Genomic DNA, 16181 nt, shown 5'->3' with positions numbered 1-16181 from the left:
AAAAAAAGGAGTACCGCTGTACTCCAACCTTTGTTAACCTTAAATCTAATACTATGAAAAACACATTGCAAAGATACGGACTTTTGATAAATCTGCAAATTATCCAACTAAAAAAGTATGTTTTATAACACTTATTAGCCGTTTATTCCTTTGCTTCTATTTTTGTTAACAAAAAGGATGCGAATGTGTCAAAAGCACATGAAGACTTTTATAATGTTATAATATTAGGCGCGGATTGCGCGGAATAATGCGGATTCAATAAACTAAATCCGTGAAATCTGCGTCATCCGCGCCTAAAATAAAGCGTTAAAGAAGGTTTTGACACATTCCCCTTACCCTTTTACTTCCTGATACATAAATCTTTTAATACTCTTCTTTGCCGTTTTCTCGAACTCCTCGAAGTGTATCTTGACTTTTGTTATCTGGCAGTAGGCCGGTAATTGCAGATTCAATTCATTCCGATTGTCCTCCATAACCTTTTCGATGTCCGATTGTTCCATACCATGGGCGAATGCATCGTCAAAATCCGGATAGATAAGAGCCACGAGCTTGTCGTTCTGCAATACGATCAGTGATTCGGACACATAGGGCATGTTGTTCAGTTTGCTTTCAATCTCTTCGGGATAGATGTTCTGGCCACTGGCTGTGAGCAACATGTTCTTACTGCGTCCGCGGACAGTGACATATCCTTCGGTATCCATCGTTGCAAGATCACCGGTGTGCAGCCAGCCGTTTACATCGATGATTTGGGAAGTCGCTTCGGCATTTTTGTAATAGCCCAGCATCAGATTGGCACCTTTACAGATTATTTCTCCTGCCACGTTCTGAGGGTCGGGAGAGTCTATCTTTACTTCCATGCGGGTGGTTGCCTTGCCACAAGAGGCCAGTTTCAATGTTTCCCAGCGGCTGGAACAAATGATGGGGCCGCATTCCGTCATTCCGTATGCAATGGTATAGGGGAAGCCTATCTGCTTCAGGAAGCGTTCCACTTCGGCATTGAACGGTGCTCCTCCGATGATTATTTCATCGAAATTACTGCCGAATACTTCCATTGCCTTTTTGCGCATGTCAGCCTTGATTTTATCGTTGACAATGGGCATCCGCAATAGCAGCTTGCCTATTTTATTGTCTATCCGGGGCAGGATATCCTTCTTGATAATCTTTTCTACGATAAGCGGTACACACGAAATGATCCGTGGCCTGATTTCGGAGAATGACTGTGCAATAATCTTGGGAGACGGCATACGGGTAAGGAAATACAGATGGGCGCCTGCGGAAAAACCGTATAGAAAATCGTACACCATACCAAATACATGTCCCAGAGGCAACATGGATACAATATGGTCGCCCGGACGTACAGGAAGCATCTCATGGCAATATGCAACATTGGACCAAAGGCTGCGATAGGGAAGCATGACCCCTTTGGAATATCCCGTCGTGCCCGAAGTATAGTTGATGACAGCCAGTTCTTCGGGGGATTCCTCCTTGCGGTAACTGATATGCTCGGGGCGGAAATTCTTGGGGAAACGTGTGCCATAGAGGACGTTGCGATGTTCGAAAGCCTCCATCAGCTGCTCGTTGCGGCAAACCACCGGAGTGAAGTCCGTCAGCAGTACGATACCCATCAGCAGGGGCATTGCCTCTTCATTGAGGTTTTCCCATGCCCGGTCGCCGACAAACAGCAGCTTGGCTTCGGAATGGTTGACGATGTTGTGGATATTGTCGGCTTTGAACTCATGCAGAATGGGAACGATGACAGCTCCATAGGTAACCGTCGCCAGAAAAGCGACTGCCCAGTGTGCACTGTTACGTCCGCAAACGGCAATCTTGTCACCGGGCCTGATGCCGGCGCTTTCCAATACGATATGGAATTTGGCTATTTTCCGTGCTACATCTTTGTATTGCAGTGTAATTCCTTTGTAGTCTGTCAGGGCGTTGCGATCCCAGTTTTTAATAATGCTTTGTTCTATATAATCGATGAACCCTTGTTCTTGTTCCATTCAGCTGTTGCACACTTTAGTTAAAACTGCGCAAAGATAGGTCTTATAGTGATGCAAAGCAAATAGTTTCCACTTTTTTCTTGCCCTGGAACGGATAGAAACTTATCTGTAATTCTTATTCCTTGCTATTTTCCGAAATAAGAAGCAGCTTGTCACCGGCATGAAGTTTTAATGTCCCGTTCGGAATGAGGTACTCATCGCCACGTTTTACAATCATCACCAGTGTGCCTTTGGGCAGGTTCATGTCTTTCAGGGTGTCTGCCTGCTCCAGCATTTCTTGTGTAATGGTCATGTCGTGCAAGTTGGAGTCAATCTCTTCGGGCAGTTCAACTCCGAAATCATTTCCGGTCTTTTCCAGCGGGGTGGAGAGGCCAAGCAGCCGGGCTACCCAGGAGACTGTGGTACCCTGGATGACCAGTGAGACGATGGTTATGAAAAATACGATGTTGAAGATGACATGGGCGCCGGGCACATTAGCCACCACGGGATAGGTGGCAAAGATAATGGGTACTGCGCCACGTAATCCTACCCACGATACGAATAGCCGTGACTTGAGGGTGATTCTCTTGCCAAAAGGCAGCAGGCAGAGAAAAACACTGAGAGGACGTCCCACGACAATCATGAAGACGCCGATGAGCAATGCCACGACTGCAACTTCCAGCATCTCATGGGGGTTGACAAGCAGACCGAGGCAGAGGAACATGATGATTTGGAAAAGCCAGGTCAGTCCGTCCATAAAAGTATAAATCTCTTTCCGGTGCATGATTTTGTTATTGCCTACCATCATTCCGGCGATATACACGGCCAGGTAACCGTTGCCTTTCAGCAGGTCGGTGATGGAGAAGGTGAAGAATACAAAGGACAGCAACAGGATAGGATAGAGTGCCTGGTTGTCTATATTCAGCCGGTTCAGCATAAGGATGGCCAGCTTTCCGAGGAAATAACCGGTTGCGGCACCGACAATGAACTGTATGGCAAAAGAGCCCAATATCTGGGGAACTCCCATTCCGGAGGACTGGATGAATTGAATCAGCACGATTGTCAGCATATATGCCATCGGGTCGTTACTACCGCTTTCCAGTTCCAGCATGGGGCGCAGATTATGCTTCAGGTTCATTTTTTGTGAACGCAGAATGGCGAATACAGAGGCTGAGTCGGTAGATGACATGGTGGATGCAAGCAAAAGGGAGGTTATCAACGGCAGGTGGATGTTGGTCCAGCTCATGCCGGACAGCCACCAGATAAATAATCCGGTAAAGAGGGCCGTGAGCAGCACTCCTGCAGTTGACAAAACAATGCCGGGAGTCAATATGGGCTTTATCTCCGTAAACTTGGTGTCCATGCCACCGGAGAACAGAATGATGCTGAGTGCAACCATGCCGATGAACTGTGCTTCCTTGGCGTTGTGGAACTGCAATCCCAATCCGTCACTGCCGAACAGCATACCGACGACAAGGAAAAGCAATAACGCAGGCACTCCGAAACGGTAGCCGGTCTTGCCGACAATGATGCTGACGAAAAGTAATATGGAACCTATAAGTAGTATGTTTCCTGCTGTAAATATCATAAATTCTATGCTATATAGTTTGAAATGTGATGTTTCTTATGTCTAATAGTACAAAGATATGCAATGTGTTTAACAAATACAAATCTAAAATAGTTCAATTGAATTTTAAAATAAAGGTGGTTTCTTTACCAGGCAATAAGGATAAATTTCCGCCGGAAAGCCTCATTATTTGCCGGGAAATACTCAATCCAATACCGCTTCCACCCTCTTTGGTCGTAAAGAAGGGGATAAATATGTGTTCGGCAATGTCATTGGGAATGGCAGGTCCGTTGTTGGAAATTTCTATCAGTATGGCTTCCGCTTCGTTGCAGTAGGCACGTATGTTGATATGTCCTTCTTTATCTGTATTTTTATCCGATTCGATGGCTTGTATGGCATTTTTCAGTAGGTTGATGACCACTTGTGATACCAGGTTCTCATCGGCATATAGAATAAGGTCGCTTGGCGCGATGTCCGTATGAAAGGTGACCCGGACATCGGGGTGCTGGTGACGGGCGAGTTCGACCATCCGCTCGATAAAGCTTTTTACGTAGAACAAGGATGGTTCGGGGGTGGGAATACGGGTGAATTTCCGGTATGATTCCACAAAAGAGAGCAGGCCCTTGCCTGTACTGCTGATAGTCTGCAGGCCGTTTCTGATTTCTTCTTTGGAGGCTTGTGCCTCGGTCAGTCCCAGCAGTGTATCGCTCAGGGAGGTTATGGGAGTGACGGCGTTCATTATTTCGTGCGTCAGTACGCGGGTAAGCCTGATCCAGGAATCTATTTCCTTTTCATCCAGCTCGTTGTTGATGTCGTTCAAGGCGAGGATGCGCAGATGTTCTTTACGGACTGTGATGTCGCTGACGCGGACAGACATGTTGACAGTGCCTCGCTCGTTGTTGAAAGGCATTTGCAATTTGTCTCCCGGGCGGCAATTGGCAAGAAGGGACGAAAGACGCGGATCCACGCGGTTCAGCTGGCTGACGTGGGTAAAGACATTGAGGCCCAGCAAACGGAGGGCTTCGCTGTTTTTCTGATATACGGCACCATTGTCGTTCAGGACAAGGATACCGGTATTCACGCAGTCCAGGATGAGTTCGTAGTATTTTTCTTGCTGGGCTGTTTCACTTTTCACATTATAAAGTATATGGGCAACCCGGTTCAATGCACGGTTCACGAGTCGTGCGTCGGCAGTGTTTTCCGTTTCGGAGAAGTGGATGGCATTGTCGTTGTTTTCGATGGCGTCGAGCATGAAAAGCACCTTCCGCACATGATGGCGGTATAACTTCTGCTGCCAGTACAAGGCTATGGGAAGCAGCGCGGTACAGAGCGCGCCCCAAAATACGTCTACAGTCCACATCACCCCTGCAAGGAGTGCTACTGCCAGACTGACGGCAACGCGGAATGAATAATTAAAGGCCATACTTCTTCATTTTGTTGTACAACGTCTGGCGGGTGATACCCAGTTGTGCGGCGACGGCAGAGAGATTTCCGCTACATTTGTCGAGCGTCTTCCGTATCATCTGCATTTCCATTTCTTCGAGCGTGGATGCGGCTGCTTCGGGAGTGCCGGTTCGCCGTGCCAGTTGGAACAGTTCTGCAGGAAGGGTTTCGTTGTCACAGATGATAATGGCTTTTTCGATGGCATGTTCCAGTTCGCGGATATTGCCGTACCAGGGGTGGAGCGTAAGCTTCTCGCAGGCGCCGTCCGTCAGCTTGACGGGGGGCTTGTCATATTGCTTGCAGAAGCGGGCGATGAAAAGTTCTGCAAGGGGGATGATGTCTTCGGGCCGCTCGCGCAACGAGGGTATCTCGAGGTGTATCGTATTGATGCGGTACAGCAAGTCCTCGCGGAATTCGCCTTTTGCCACCATCTCGGGCAGATTGCGGTTTGTGGCGCAAATCAGCCGTATGTCTACGGGAATGGGAGTGTTGCTGCCTACACGGACAATGCTGCGGCGTTGGATGGCGGTCAGCAGTTTGGCTTGCAGATGGTAGGGGAGATTGCCTATTTCATCGAGAAAGAGGGTGCTGCGGCTGGCTGCTTCGAACTTGCCGGCACGGTCGGCATGGGCATCGGTGAAAGAGCCTTTTACGTGGCCGAACAGTTCGCTTTCGAAAAGGCTTTCGGTGACTGCACCCATATCCACACTTACCATCTCCTGCCGGTTGCGCGGTGAAAGGGAGTGAATTTCGCGTGCCAGCATCTCTTTACCGGTACCGTTCTCGCCCGTAATAAGGATATTGGCATCGGTAGAGGCCACTTTTTCCACCAAAAGGCGGAGCTGCTGCATGGCTGGGCTGTTTCCCCAATACATGTTGCGGGTATCCGCAAACGGGTGGCTGCTTTCTGCCGTACGCCTGGCATTTGGGCCGTTGGCCGGAGATTTTGTTTCAGAAGCCGATACGGCATTCAGCAAGGTTTCCACCAGTTTCTGGTTGTTCCAGGGTTTCACGACGAAGTCTGTGGCTCCTTCCTTGATTCCCCGTACGGCAAGGTCAATGTCGGCATAAGCGGTGAACAGCACTACGGGCAGGGTGGGACATTGCTTCTTTATTTCATGGAGCCAGTATAGTCCCTCGTTGCCGGTATTGATGCCCGAGGTGAAGTTCATGTCAAGAAGAACCACTTGCCATGACCTTTCTCGCAATACGCTGGGCAGGGTTACGGGAGAGGGAAGTGTGATTATCCCTTCAAAATATGGCTTTAACAAAAGCTGCAAGGCGGTAAGTACGCCTCGGTTATCATCGACAATCAGGATGTTTCCGTTTTTTTTTGCCATAAACTATTTCTGTTTTCTGCAGGCAAAGTTAATGATTTATCTGTATTATATGCTTTATTCTATATTTTTGCTTACTAAGAATTAATCGTCCGACAGCTGTTGAATTATCGTCCAACAGTTATCGGACGATAATTCAACAGCTGTCGGACGATAATATAACGATTGTGGGACGAATAGATTTAAGTAAAACAGAAATTAGTTTGTAGCAACTTCAGTAAGAGTTCATGGCGGTACTGAAAAAAGAACTTATAGCAGTTGCAGTTTGATGCCAAACGACAAGCTCAGATAATCCTTGGGTTTCAGATATTTGTTGGTGAAAGCGCTGACTACATATAGGTCACATGTACTTATTTCATAGAAGAAAGTGATTTCCTTGGCCGTGAACCGTCGTTGCGGGTCGATGTCGTAAGTGATGCGCTGTCCTAAGAATACATGGATGCGTACCTTGGAGGAGAAACCATAATATCCTTTAGGGTAGCGTTCCGGTTCATTGACCCAGAATTCATCGCCGAATACCGTGTTCAGATACATACCGCAAGCCAGCGGTTCTACAGAAAAACGGCTCTGTTTTATTTGCAGGCTCCAGGGAAGGTAGTTCTGCTTGACGGTGAATGTCAGCTTGGTACGTTTGGAGTCATATTTGGGCAATACTCCGAAGAATACGTCTGTTTCCCATTGGTTTCTTCTGCCGTAATCCCATCCGGTACCGAATGACAGCAACCCCATATTGCCGGCAAACTGAATTTTGGTGTGCGTCGGAATCAAGGCCTCCCAATGCCTGCGGTAGCGGTGTACGCGGCGGTCATAACGGTTCTCTCTGGTCTGGCTTTCAATGACGGCATCCGGTTGCAGGTCCATCCATACGGTATCGTGTTCTATGATGAAGATGGTATCTCTCTCTTGTGAAAAAGCAGAAAAAGAGCATACCGACAAGAAGACGACGGCGCATGCCAGGTGATTAATAATATGCCACTTCGCGTTCATATCCGTCGGGGGTTATGGTGAATATATAGTAATTGCGGTTCTTCATGCAGTCGCTCATGTAATACATTATCCCATCTTCAAAGAGGTCTTTCTCGAAGCGATGGTGTTCGTGTGCGGATGTACAGAACTGCAGTCCGGGAAATTCCTTGATGTAACGCTGGAATACGTGTGCCACATTATTGTTGAACTCGTTGCAGAACGGGCGTATATGCATGGACACAACGGTTTTATCGAATTCCTCTTCATGGTCGCGTATCTGTGCGGCAAGAAACTCGAAGTCGGGAATGGGGCGGGAGTAGTCAAATTCGATGGCGTTGGTATTCAGGCAGACAAACTTTACCCGTCCTGCAATGAAGGAGAAATTGGGGTCTCCGAATATTACGCGATAAGTCTCTTCGCCCGTGCCCAGACAGTCGTGGTTGCCGAGAAGTACCACATAGGGTATCTTGAGTTTGTTCATAATGTCCCGTTGCCAAAGGAACTCGTCTGTTACACCGAAGTCACTGACGTCTCCGCCATGAATGACGAAATCTATGTCGTCCCGCTTGTTGAGGTGGCTTACAAAGTCGTCGGTCTCGTCATACCAGCGCTGGGAATCACCCATTGTTACGAACCGGATTGTTGTCTTGTTCTGGCAGTTCTGCTCTATTTGGGCAATGTTGTGGGCATTGACATCGGTTTCACCGCTGATGTGTACATCGTAAGGGTGATAATCTATCATGTCGCAGCCGGCTATAAGCAGGCATAGGAATGAAGGATATAAGAGTTTGGGGAATTTCATGTGCAGGTGCTTCATTTTACGTTTATACTCTATCTTTAGAAAACTGTGGGCAAAGGTAAAGTTTTCATTCTTATGGATTCTTTTCTAATTTTCCTTTTTTTTGTTCTATGAGGCTGAACAGAGATTCGGCCTCTGTCTAATTTTTAGACGGGAGTGTCTAAAAATTAGACACCTTTGTCTTCTTCTGAAATACGATATGCGCTGATAATCAGGTTTGTGTATTCTTTGGCACGCTTTCTGCAATATGAAAAGCAAGAAAATAAATCTAATAAACGATAAACGGAATGAAACAAATCTATTATGCAATTCAGACTTTACTGCGGGGACGCGGTTCGAATATCATCAAGGTCATTTCTTTGGGATTGGGATTGACGATGAGTATTCTGCTTTTCTCCCGCGTGGCATATGAACAGAGTTTTGACACTTGCTTTAAGGATTATGATAACTTGTATCAGGTATGGTCGATATTCTCGGTGAAAGGAGAGAAGTTTGAGCCTCAAGAGTGGAATTGCGGTCCCGTGGCAGGGGCCATTTTGGAGAACTTCCCCAAAGAGGTGGAGTCGGCAGTAAGTTTGAGCACGTCTATGGTATCTGCTCCTCTTTACAATGGAAGCGTGCGTCTTGATGACAGGAAGATTGCAGCCGATTCGCTGTTCTTTCGTACTATGGGCATCGACGTCCTGAACGGCAATCCCGAAAAGGACTTGGTGCAGAAGGATATTATTTTCTTGAGTGAACGCTTTGCAAGGAAAGTGTTCGGTGAGGAGAATCCTATAGGGAAAACGCTTAATTATGACCATCAGTTTGACCTGACGGTGAAGGGAATCTATGCCAATTTGCCTGAGAACGCCACAATCAATCCGGAAGCGGTTATCTCGATGCCTACCTTGTGGAGCCGCAACTGGAATAACTACTCGTGGAGCGGGGGAGACAGTTGGGTAGAGTTTATCCGTTTCCGTCCCGGTGCCGACAAATCTGTTGTCAATGCGCGTATTGATGCCATGATAGACAAATATCGCCCGGCAGAAGATAAGAAAGAGTACGGTTACACGGCTTTTGTGCAGCCCATCCGTGATACATACCGCAATTATGATGATGTGCAGCGGATGCGTGTCATTATGAGCATTCTTGGTTTTGCCATTCTTTTCATTGCGGCGTTGAACTATGTGCTGATTTCCATTTCCTCTTTGAGCTACCGCGCCAAGTCGGTAGGCGTACATAAATGCAGCGGTGCGAGCGGTGGCACGGTTTTCAGCATGTTTTTGCTGGAAACGGGTATCATCATTGTGGCGGCATTGCTGCTGATGGCGTTGATAATGCTCAACTTCCGCGATTTTGTGGAAGACACGGTCGTTGTAAAGCTCTCCACCTTGTTGGCTCCGGAGCGTATCTGGGTACCGTTGTCGGTAGTGCTTCTGCTGTTTATAGTGGGAGGCGTATTGCCGGGCCGGCTCTTTGCGCGTATTCCCGTATCGCAGGTGTTCCGCCGCTATACCGAGGGGAAGAAGGGCTGGAAGCGTCCGTTGCTGTTTGTCCAGTTTGCAGGCGTGGCATTCATTAGTGGATTGATGTGTGTGGTGATGTCGCAATACCAGTATGTACTGAAAAAGGATATGGGGTATAATCCCAAGCAGATAGCCATAGGCAATGCCTACTGGGATAATGAAGCGACGCGTGATGCGGCTTATCAGTTCTTCAAGGGATTGCCCTACGTGGAAGCGGTGTCCAGCGCCAACAGCACGCCCATTAGCGGATATAGCGGTTCGATGATTCATAGTGAGAGCGGGCAGGCACTGTTCTCTTGTCGTTCTTCTTATTTCATGCGCGAGGACTTTCCTGCTTTGATGGGCATGACTATGAAGACGGGACGTATGGCGCGCGATAAAGAGGAAGTCGTGGTGAACGAGACCTTTGCCGAGATGATGCGTTGGGGAGACGACGTCGTGGGCCGTACGGTATATACCGAAGGGAATACATTCAAGGTCGTAGGGCAGTTGAAGGATTTCCAGATAGAGAGTTTCAGAACCGAGAAGATGCCTTTCATAGCCCGGGGAAACAAGAATTTTTATGGAACGGTACATGTCCGTTTGAAAGAACCCTTTACCGAAAATCTGCAGAAGTTGAACCACGATGTAGCCGAGGCTTTCCATGACCAGACTATTGACTTTACCGGTTATGAGAAAAGGATAGAGAACAGCTATAATTCTGTCCGTGTATTCCGCAATGCCACTTTGATGGCGGCAGTGACCATGTTCTTCATCATGCTGATGGGGCTGATTGGGTATACCACCGATGAGGTGCGCCGCCGCAGCAAGGAGATTGCCATCCGCAAAGTGAACGGCGCAGAGGCTTCTGGCATCTTGGAAATGTTGTCAAGGGATATACTCGTTGTGGCAGCTCCGGCAGTTGTCATCGGTACGGTATTGGCATGGTATGTCAACGGAATGTGGATGGAACAGTTCGCGGAGCGTATTCCCGTCAGTTGGGCAGTATACGTACTGGTAGTGATGGCCAATTTGGTGATTATCGTAGCCTGCGTACTTTGGAAGTCCTGGCGGATAGCGAACGAGAACCCGGTAAACAGCATTAAGAGCGAATGATAATAATATTAATACATAGAATATCATGATTGAAATTAACAACATCAGCAAAGTATTCCGTACTTCGGAAGTAGAGACAGTAGCATTGAACCACGTCAGCCTCGATGTAAAGGAGGGGGAGTTTGTAGCCATTATGGGACCGTCAGGTTGCGGCAAGTCCACCTTGCTGAACATCCTCGGGCTGCTGGACAATCCTACGGAGGGCAGTTACAAGCTGCTCGGTCAGGAAGTAGCGGACTTGAAGGAAAAGGAACGTACCCGTGTGCGCAAGGGCAAGCTGGGATTCGTGTTCCAGAGCTTCAACCTGATAGACGAACTGAACGTCTACGAGAATGTGGAACTTCCCCTTACGTACCTCGGCGTGAAGGCAAGTGAGCGCAAACGCATGGTAGAGGATATTCTGAAGCGGATGAACATCAGCCACCGTGCCAAACACTTCCCGCAACAGCTTTCCGGCGGTCAGCAGCAGCGTGTGGCGATAGCCCGTGCGGTCGTAACCAATCCCAAGCTGATACTCGCCGATGAGCCTACCGGTAACTTGGACTCCAAGAACGGAGCTGAGGTGATGAATCTGTTGACAGAACTGAATAAAGAGGGTACTACGATTATTATGGTGACCCACAGCCAGCACGACGCCTCGTTTGCACACCGCACGATACATCTTTTCGACGGTAGTGTGGTGGCAAGTGTGGCAGCGCAGGATTTGTAACAGACTTTTAAAACAACTTCCATGAGACAACTATATTACACTCTTCAGACACTGATACGAGGAAAAGGCTCCAACCTCATCAAGATTATTTCCTTGGGACTGGGGTTGGCAGTCAGTATCCTCATTTTTTCCCGTCAGGCATTCGAGCTCAATTATGATACCTGCTACAAGGACCATGAACGTTTGTGTCTTGTCAAAACAGTATGGTATTACAACAACGAGTATCATCCTTCGCATATAACTCTTGGACCGGTGGCTGGTACCATTGCCGAAAACCTGCCTGACGAGGTGGAGAGTGTTACCGTCACCCAGCAATGGTGGAGCAATTCGGCTTGGTTTGCCAATGAACGCCGTTTCCAGACCAATGCCATGACGGCCGATTCTTGTTTCTTTGCCACTATGGGCATTGATGTTGTCAGTGGAGACCCTCGCGAGCTGAATAATCCGGAGGTGGTCTTCATCAGCAGGGAGCTGGCCGGCAGCATGTTTGCCGATAAGAATCCCATCGGGCAGACGGTGGTCTATAACAAACAGATGCCAATGACCGTGAAGGGCATTTTTGAAGATTTTCCCGAAAACTCCAGTTTCTATGGAAGTGGTGTCGTGATGTCTCTGGCTACCTCCTTCAAGCATCATTGGGGATACTGGGGGTGGGGAGGTGGAGACAGCTATATGTCCTTTGTCCGTCTGCGCCCGGGGGTGCAATTGGACGATGTGAACACCCGAATAGAGAAACTTGCCGAGCAGGTGCGCAAGAGCGATGATGTGTTTATCAGTCTGGTTCCGATAAAGGACTACCGTATGGAATTTGGTATCAGTACCATGCGTATGGTATGGATTCTGTTGACGCTGGGAACCGCCATACTTTTTATTGTGGCGATGAATTATGTGCTTATTTCCATCTCAGCCATGAACCGTCGTGCCAAAGCTATAGGCGTACATAAATGTAGTGGGGCAAATACGGGAACTATTTTCGGTATGTTCTTATGGGAGACCGGAGTCATCATGCTTTCTTCCTTGCTGCTCGTAGCGCTGCTTCTATTTAATTTCCGTGAGCCGTTGGAGGACATGCTCGACGTTAGTCTTGCCGGTCTTTTCTCTTGGGAAAACATTTGGGCACCGCTTTCAGTGATAGTCATTTTGTTTATGATAGGCGGCATGTTGCCCGGGCAGCTTTTTGCCCGCATTCCGGTGACGCAGGTTTTCCGCTGGTACACCGAAGGCAAGAAAGGCTGGAAACGTCCGCTCTTGTTTGTGCAGTTTGCCGGTACCTCTTTTATTTTCGGCTTGTTGGGGCTGGTGCTTATGCAGAGCCATTACATCACCAATAAAGAACGTGGATTCGATTACCACCGGGTGGCTTATGCTTCGGGCGTATCCTTTGACTCGGATGCGGAAAGCGATGCAAATCGTAGTGTGATGCTTTCTTTGCCTTATGTGGAAGATGGAGCTTGTAGCGGTAATCTTCTTACAGACGGATTGAGTGGAGAAGGGGTTACGACTGATAACGGGCAGTGGATGAGCATGCGTTGGGTGGAATTTGGCAAGGACTATGCCCCGTTTATGAAGTTGGAATTTGCGGAAGGCAAGAATATGGATGCTCCTGGGCAGATATTGGTCAATGAAACATTTTTGAAAATGATGCATTGGGAAGATAAACCGATAGGCAGGCAAGTGCGCAACGGCGATCGCATAGCGGGCAATATTGTAGGTGTACTGAAAGACTTTGCCACATCCAATGCCGCTTATGTGGCGGTGCAACCTATGTATGCAACTTATCTTGACCGATTTTCCGGAAACATCCAATTACGTCTGAAAGAGCCTTTTGACGATAACCTCAAGCGTTTGAACGAAGACATGGAGAAGCTGTTTCCCACCCGTGACATTGTATTTTCCTCGTTCCAAAAGGTCATTGACGACCAGAACAGTACCGTCACGGATTTCCGTAATGCAGCTTTACTGGCTGCCATAACCATCCTTTTTGTTACGTTAATGGGGTTGATTGGCTACATCAATGACGAGATACAACGCCGCAGCAAGGAAATTGCCATCCGCAAGGTGAATGGTGCGGAAGCGTCATCCATTCTCCGGCTTTTCTCGAAGGATATATTCTGGATATCCTTGCCGGCCGTTTTTCTTGGAGGGCTGGGAGCCTGGTATATAGGCGGTGTCTGGATAGAGCAGTTTGTGGAGGGAGTGGATTTTGGTATCTGCGGATTCTTGCTTATTGCATGCATTGTACTATTGCTCATCATCGGTTGTGTAGTATTCAAGGCATGGCGGATTGCCAATGAGAATCCGGTAGACAGTATTAAGAGTGAATAAAGAATAACTTCAGGAAATTATGAGGCGGCACATTTATTATACATTACAAAGCTTGTTGCACAAGCAAGGTTCCAATGCCATTAAGATTGTATCTTTGGCATTGGGACTGCTGATGTCTGTATTTCTATTTGCACGGATTGCATTCGAGTTGAGTTTTGATAACTTTTATCATGATTCGGATAACCTTTATATTGTGAAGACGGGTTGGTTGAAAAATGGAGTGTTGGAAGGTAACGAAAGTCGCTTTACCATCATTCCGATTCCGGCTGCCATTGCCGAAGAGTTTCCGGAACAAGTGGAAAGTAGCACAGTGAGCTGTTCTCTTTTTGATAATAGTTTCCAGTTGGGTGAGCGCCAATTAGATATGTCCACGGTGATGGCAGATACACTTTATTTTTCTGTACTCGGTTTGGAGATGATAGAAGGCAATCCACAGGATTTGGCGGGTCCGGATGTCGTATTCCTTTCTGCCAAGTCAGCAAAGGAGGCCTTCGGTGACGAAAATCCGATAGGGAAAACACTGCGTTATGATTTTGGGGGATATCAGACTACACTGCTCGTGAAGGGTATCTTTGCCGATATTCCGTTGAACACTTCTTTGGAGAGGCGTCCAGAGGCAATCATTTCCTTTCCTACTATAGGGCGGCATCTGAAGTGGAACCTAGGTTGGCAAAGCGGTGGAAACTACGACGGTTATCTCAGGCTGCGCAGCCCGCAGGATGCTGATTGGCTGAATAAGCGTATGTCCATAGCTATTGCCCGTCATATTCCACCGGAAAGTGGTTTAGAATTGAGCGTACGTATTGTCCCTATCCATAATCTGCATATCGAGACTCCTCAAGTACGGAAGATGATTTGGATTATGTTCTTCCTGGGTATCGTGCTGCTTTTTACGACCGCATTGAATTATGTACTCGTTTCCGTGGCTTCGCTGACACAGCGTGCTAAGGCCATCGGTGTACACAAATGCAGCGGTGCTTCGGGAAGTAGCATCTTTTCCATGTTCATGGTAGAGACTGCTATAGTAGTAGGGCTTGCCTTGCTGCTCATTGGACTGTTGGTGTATATTTTCCACGAAAAAATGGAAGAATTGGCAGCTGTACCTCTCAGTGCTCTTTTTGACTGGCAGAATCTTTGGGCACCATTGTCGGTGATACTGTTACTGTTTATTTTAGGTGGTTGCCTGCCTGCCATGCTTTTCGCTCGTATTCCGGTGACACAAGTGTTCCGCCGCTACTCTTCCGGACGCCGCGGCTGGAAACGGGTACTGCTTTTTGTTCAGTTCATCGGAGCGGCATTCATTCTGGGGATGATGCTGATGGTCGTTTCACAGTACAGTTATGTAACGACGCGTGACCGTGGTTGGCGTCCTGAACGTGTGGCATATACCACCCAGCGGGAAGTGGATGGCAATAGCCTGCGTAGTCTTGTCGGCAGTTTGCCTTATGTGGAAGGGGTTGCTTCGGCAGAACGCCCTATATTGTGGTTCGGTTCTAACCAGCCAATTCTTGACAATCAGGGTAACGAGCTTTTCTATCCTCGCAATACCTGGTTCGACAGTGATTTTCTTCCTTTCATTGGTCTGAGACTGAAAGAGGGGCATAACTTGACGGGAGAAGGTCAGTTGCTTGTCAACAGTGTCTTTTGTGAGAAGATGAATTGGACAGACAGCCCCGTAGGCAAGCGGGTGAATGATTATGGCACTGTTGTCGGGCTGTTTGACAGTTTTAGTTTTGCCGATATGCCCAACGATAATTTGCCGGTGATGGTGGAATGGACGGGGAAGACAGCTGCCACCCTGCATGTTCGCCTCAAAGAGCCATTGGATGAAAATCTCGCCCGCCTCAATGAAGAGATGCATCGGATTTATCCTCAGAAAAGCCTCGTATTCCGTTCGGTGGAGCAGGAAATGCGCAGTTATGCCGAGTCTGTACGGGTATTTCGTGATGTCACCCTGCTGGTTTCATTGACCATACTCTTTATCATTCTGATGGGACTGATAGGCTATGTGAATGATGAAATCCGCCTGCGTTCAAAAGAGATTGCCATTCGTAAAGTGAATGGAGCGGAGACGGAAAGTATTTTGCTGTTATTGTCAAGAGATGTGCTTTGGCTGGCCATTCCGTCTGTCGCCATAGGTATTGGGGGAGCATGCCGGGCCGGAAAGCTTTGGGCGAGCCAGTTCTCTGATGTTGTGCCATTCCCTATAGGCGGATATATTCTTGTAGGTTGTCTGTTGCTGTTGTTTATCGTTGCTACCGTGGTATTGAAGGCATGGTGCATTGCCAATGAAAATCCGGTAATGAGCATCAAGAGCGAATAAAGTTGCCGCAACATACATCATGCGTTTGGGGTAGACAGACCATCTGTTTGGGGCGAATAGATGATGTGTTTGGGCTGAATGAATGATATATTTTCGAACAATTTGTTTGTTATAACATAAAATGCAATAT

Annotated in this window: 10 protein-coding genes; 4 read left to right on the top strand and 6 right to left on the bottom strand. The window is 47.8% G+C overall.

What is annotated here, in order from left to right; all coding sequences use genetic code 11:
* Positions 1 to 332: 332 nt before the first annotated feature.
* The 6 genes from DW096_RS02970 to DW096_RS02945 all read right to left on the bottom strand — a co-directional run bounded on the left by DW096_RS02970 (position 333) and on the right by DW096_RS02945 (position 8094).
* Positions 333 to 2000 (bottom strand): long-chain fatty acid--CoA ligase, encoded by a 1668-nt coding sequence (locus tag DW096_RS02970; RefSeq protein ID WP_005837229.1) that lies wholly within the window; start codon positions 1998 to 2000, stop codon positions 333 to 335.
* A gap of 115 nt (positions 2001 to 2115) precedes the next feature.
* Positions 2116 to 3567 carry a potassium/proton antiporter gene (locus tag DW096_RS02965; RefSeq protein WP_005827676.1) on the bottom strand — a complete coding sequence of 484 codons (1452 nt, stop codon included), beginning with the start codon at positions 3565 to 3567 and terminating at the stop codon, positions 2116 to 2118.
* Between the two features lie 94 nt (positions 3568 to 3661).
* A complete protein-coding gene (locus DW096_RS02960) occupies positions 3662 to 4969 on the bottom strand; it encodes a PAS domain-containing sensor histidine kinase (RefSeq protein ID WP_035448591.1) in 1308 nt (435 codons plus the stop codon).
* Entirely contained in the window at positions 4959 to 6329 is a 1371-nt protein-coding gene (locus DW096_RS02955) for a sigma-54 dependent transcriptional regulator (protein ID WP_016273810.1), read from the bottom strand. Before DW096_RS02955 ends, DW096_RS02960 begins: the two co-directional genes overlap by 11 nt.
* 246 nt (positions 6330 to 6575) lie before the next feature.
* Positions 6576 to 7313: a hypothetical protein gene (locus DW096_RS02950; RefSeq protein WP_008664464.1), complete on the bottom strand. Its 738-nt coding sequence runs from the start codon at positions 7311 to 7313 to the stop codon at positions 6576 to 6578.
* A complete protein-coding gene (locus DW096_RS02945; protein WP_034529839.1) occupies positions 7288 to 8094 on the bottom strand; it encodes a metallophosphoesterase in 807 nt (268 codons plus the stop codon). The genes DW096_RS02950 and DW096_RS02945 overlap by 26 nt, the downstream gene beginning before the upstream one ends.
* Positions 8095 to 8378: 284 nt before the next feature.
* Here DW096_RS02945 and DW096_RS02940 point away from each other — a divergent pair, with 284 nt between their 5' ends.
* From DW096_RS02940 to DW096_RS02925, 4 genes are read left to right on the top strand one after another with little or no spacing between them, the layout of a single operon-like run.
* Positions 8379 to 10694, top strand: coding sequence for an FtsX-like permease family protein (locus tag DW096_RS02940; protein ID WP_118931221.1), 2316 nt, complete (start codon positions 8379 to 8381; stop codon positions 10692 to 10694).
* Positions 10695 to 10719: 25 nt separating this feature from the next.
* The gene (locus tag DW096_RS02935; protein ID WP_008664472.1) at positions 10720 to 11403 is read left to right on the top strand and encodes an ABC transporter ATP-binding protein; all 684 of its coding nucleotides are present in this window, start codon (positions 10720 to 10722) and stop codon (positions 11401 to 11403) included.
* Positions 11404 to 11424: 21 nt separating this feature from the next.
* On the top strand, positions 11425 to 13728 hold the full coding sequence (locus DW096_RS02930; RefSeq protein WP_118931220.1) for an ABC transporter permease: 2304 nt from the start codon (positions 11425 to 11427) through the stop codon (positions 13726 to 13728).
* A 19-nt stretch (positions 13729 to 13747) separates the two neighbouring features.
* Positions 13748 to 16051 carry an ABC transporter permease gene (locus DW096_RS02925; protein ID WP_118931219.1) on the top strand — a complete coding sequence of 768 codons (2304 nt, stop codon included), beginning with the start codon at positions 13748 to 13750 and terminating at the stop codon, positions 16049 to 16051.
* The last annotated feature ends 130 nt before the right edge of the window (positions 16052 to 16181 follow it).

Origin of the sequence: Bacteroides sp. AM07-18 (assembly GCF_003602695.1) — a bacterium.
Classification (GTDB): domain Bacteria; phylum Bacteroidota; class Bacteroidia; order Bacteroidales; family Bacteroidaceae; genus Bacteroides; species Bacteroides uniformis.
Note: the sequence above shows the minus strand (reverse complement) of the source record. Positions and strands in the feature narration are given on the sequence as shown.

Coding starts and splice junctions, on each gene's coding strand:
- DW096_RS02970 (WP_005837229.1), bottom strand. CDS start 2,000: ATGGAACAAGAACAAGGGTTCATCGATTATATAGAACAAAGCATTATT.
- DW096_RS02965 (WP_005827676.1), bottom strand. CDS start 3,567: ATGATATTTACAGCAGGAAACATACTACTTATAGGTTCCATATTACTT.
- DW096_RS02960 (WP_035448591.1), bottom strand. CDS start 4,969: ATGGCCTTTAATTATTCATTCCGCGTTGCCGTCAGTCTGGCAGTAGCA.
- DW096_RS02955 (WP_016273810.1), bottom strand. CDS start 6,329: ATGGCAAAAAAAAACGGAAACATCCTGATTGTCGATGATAACCGAGGC.
- DW096_RS02950 (WP_008664464.1), bottom strand. CDS start 7,313: ATGAACGCGAAGTGGCATATTATTAATCACCTGGCATGCGCCGTCGTC.
- DW096_RS02945 (WP_034529839.1), bottom strand. CDS start 8,094: ATGAAATTCCCCAAACTCTTATATCCTTCATTCCTATGCCTGCTTATA.
- DW096_RS02940 (WP_118931221.1), top strand. CDS start 8,379: ATGAAACAAATCTATTATGCAATTCAGACTTTACTGCGGGGACGCGGT.
- DW096_RS02935 (WP_008664472.1), top strand. CDS start 10,720: ATGATTGAAATTAACAACATCAGCAAAGTATTCCGTACTTCGGAAGTA.
- DW096_RS02930 (WP_118931220.1), top strand. CDS start 11,425: ATGAGACAACTATATTACACTCTTCAGACACTGATACGAGGAAAAGGC.
- DW096_RS02925 (WP_118931219.1), top strand. CDS start 13,748: ATGAGGCGGCACATTTATTATACATTACAAAGCTTGTTGCACAAGCAA.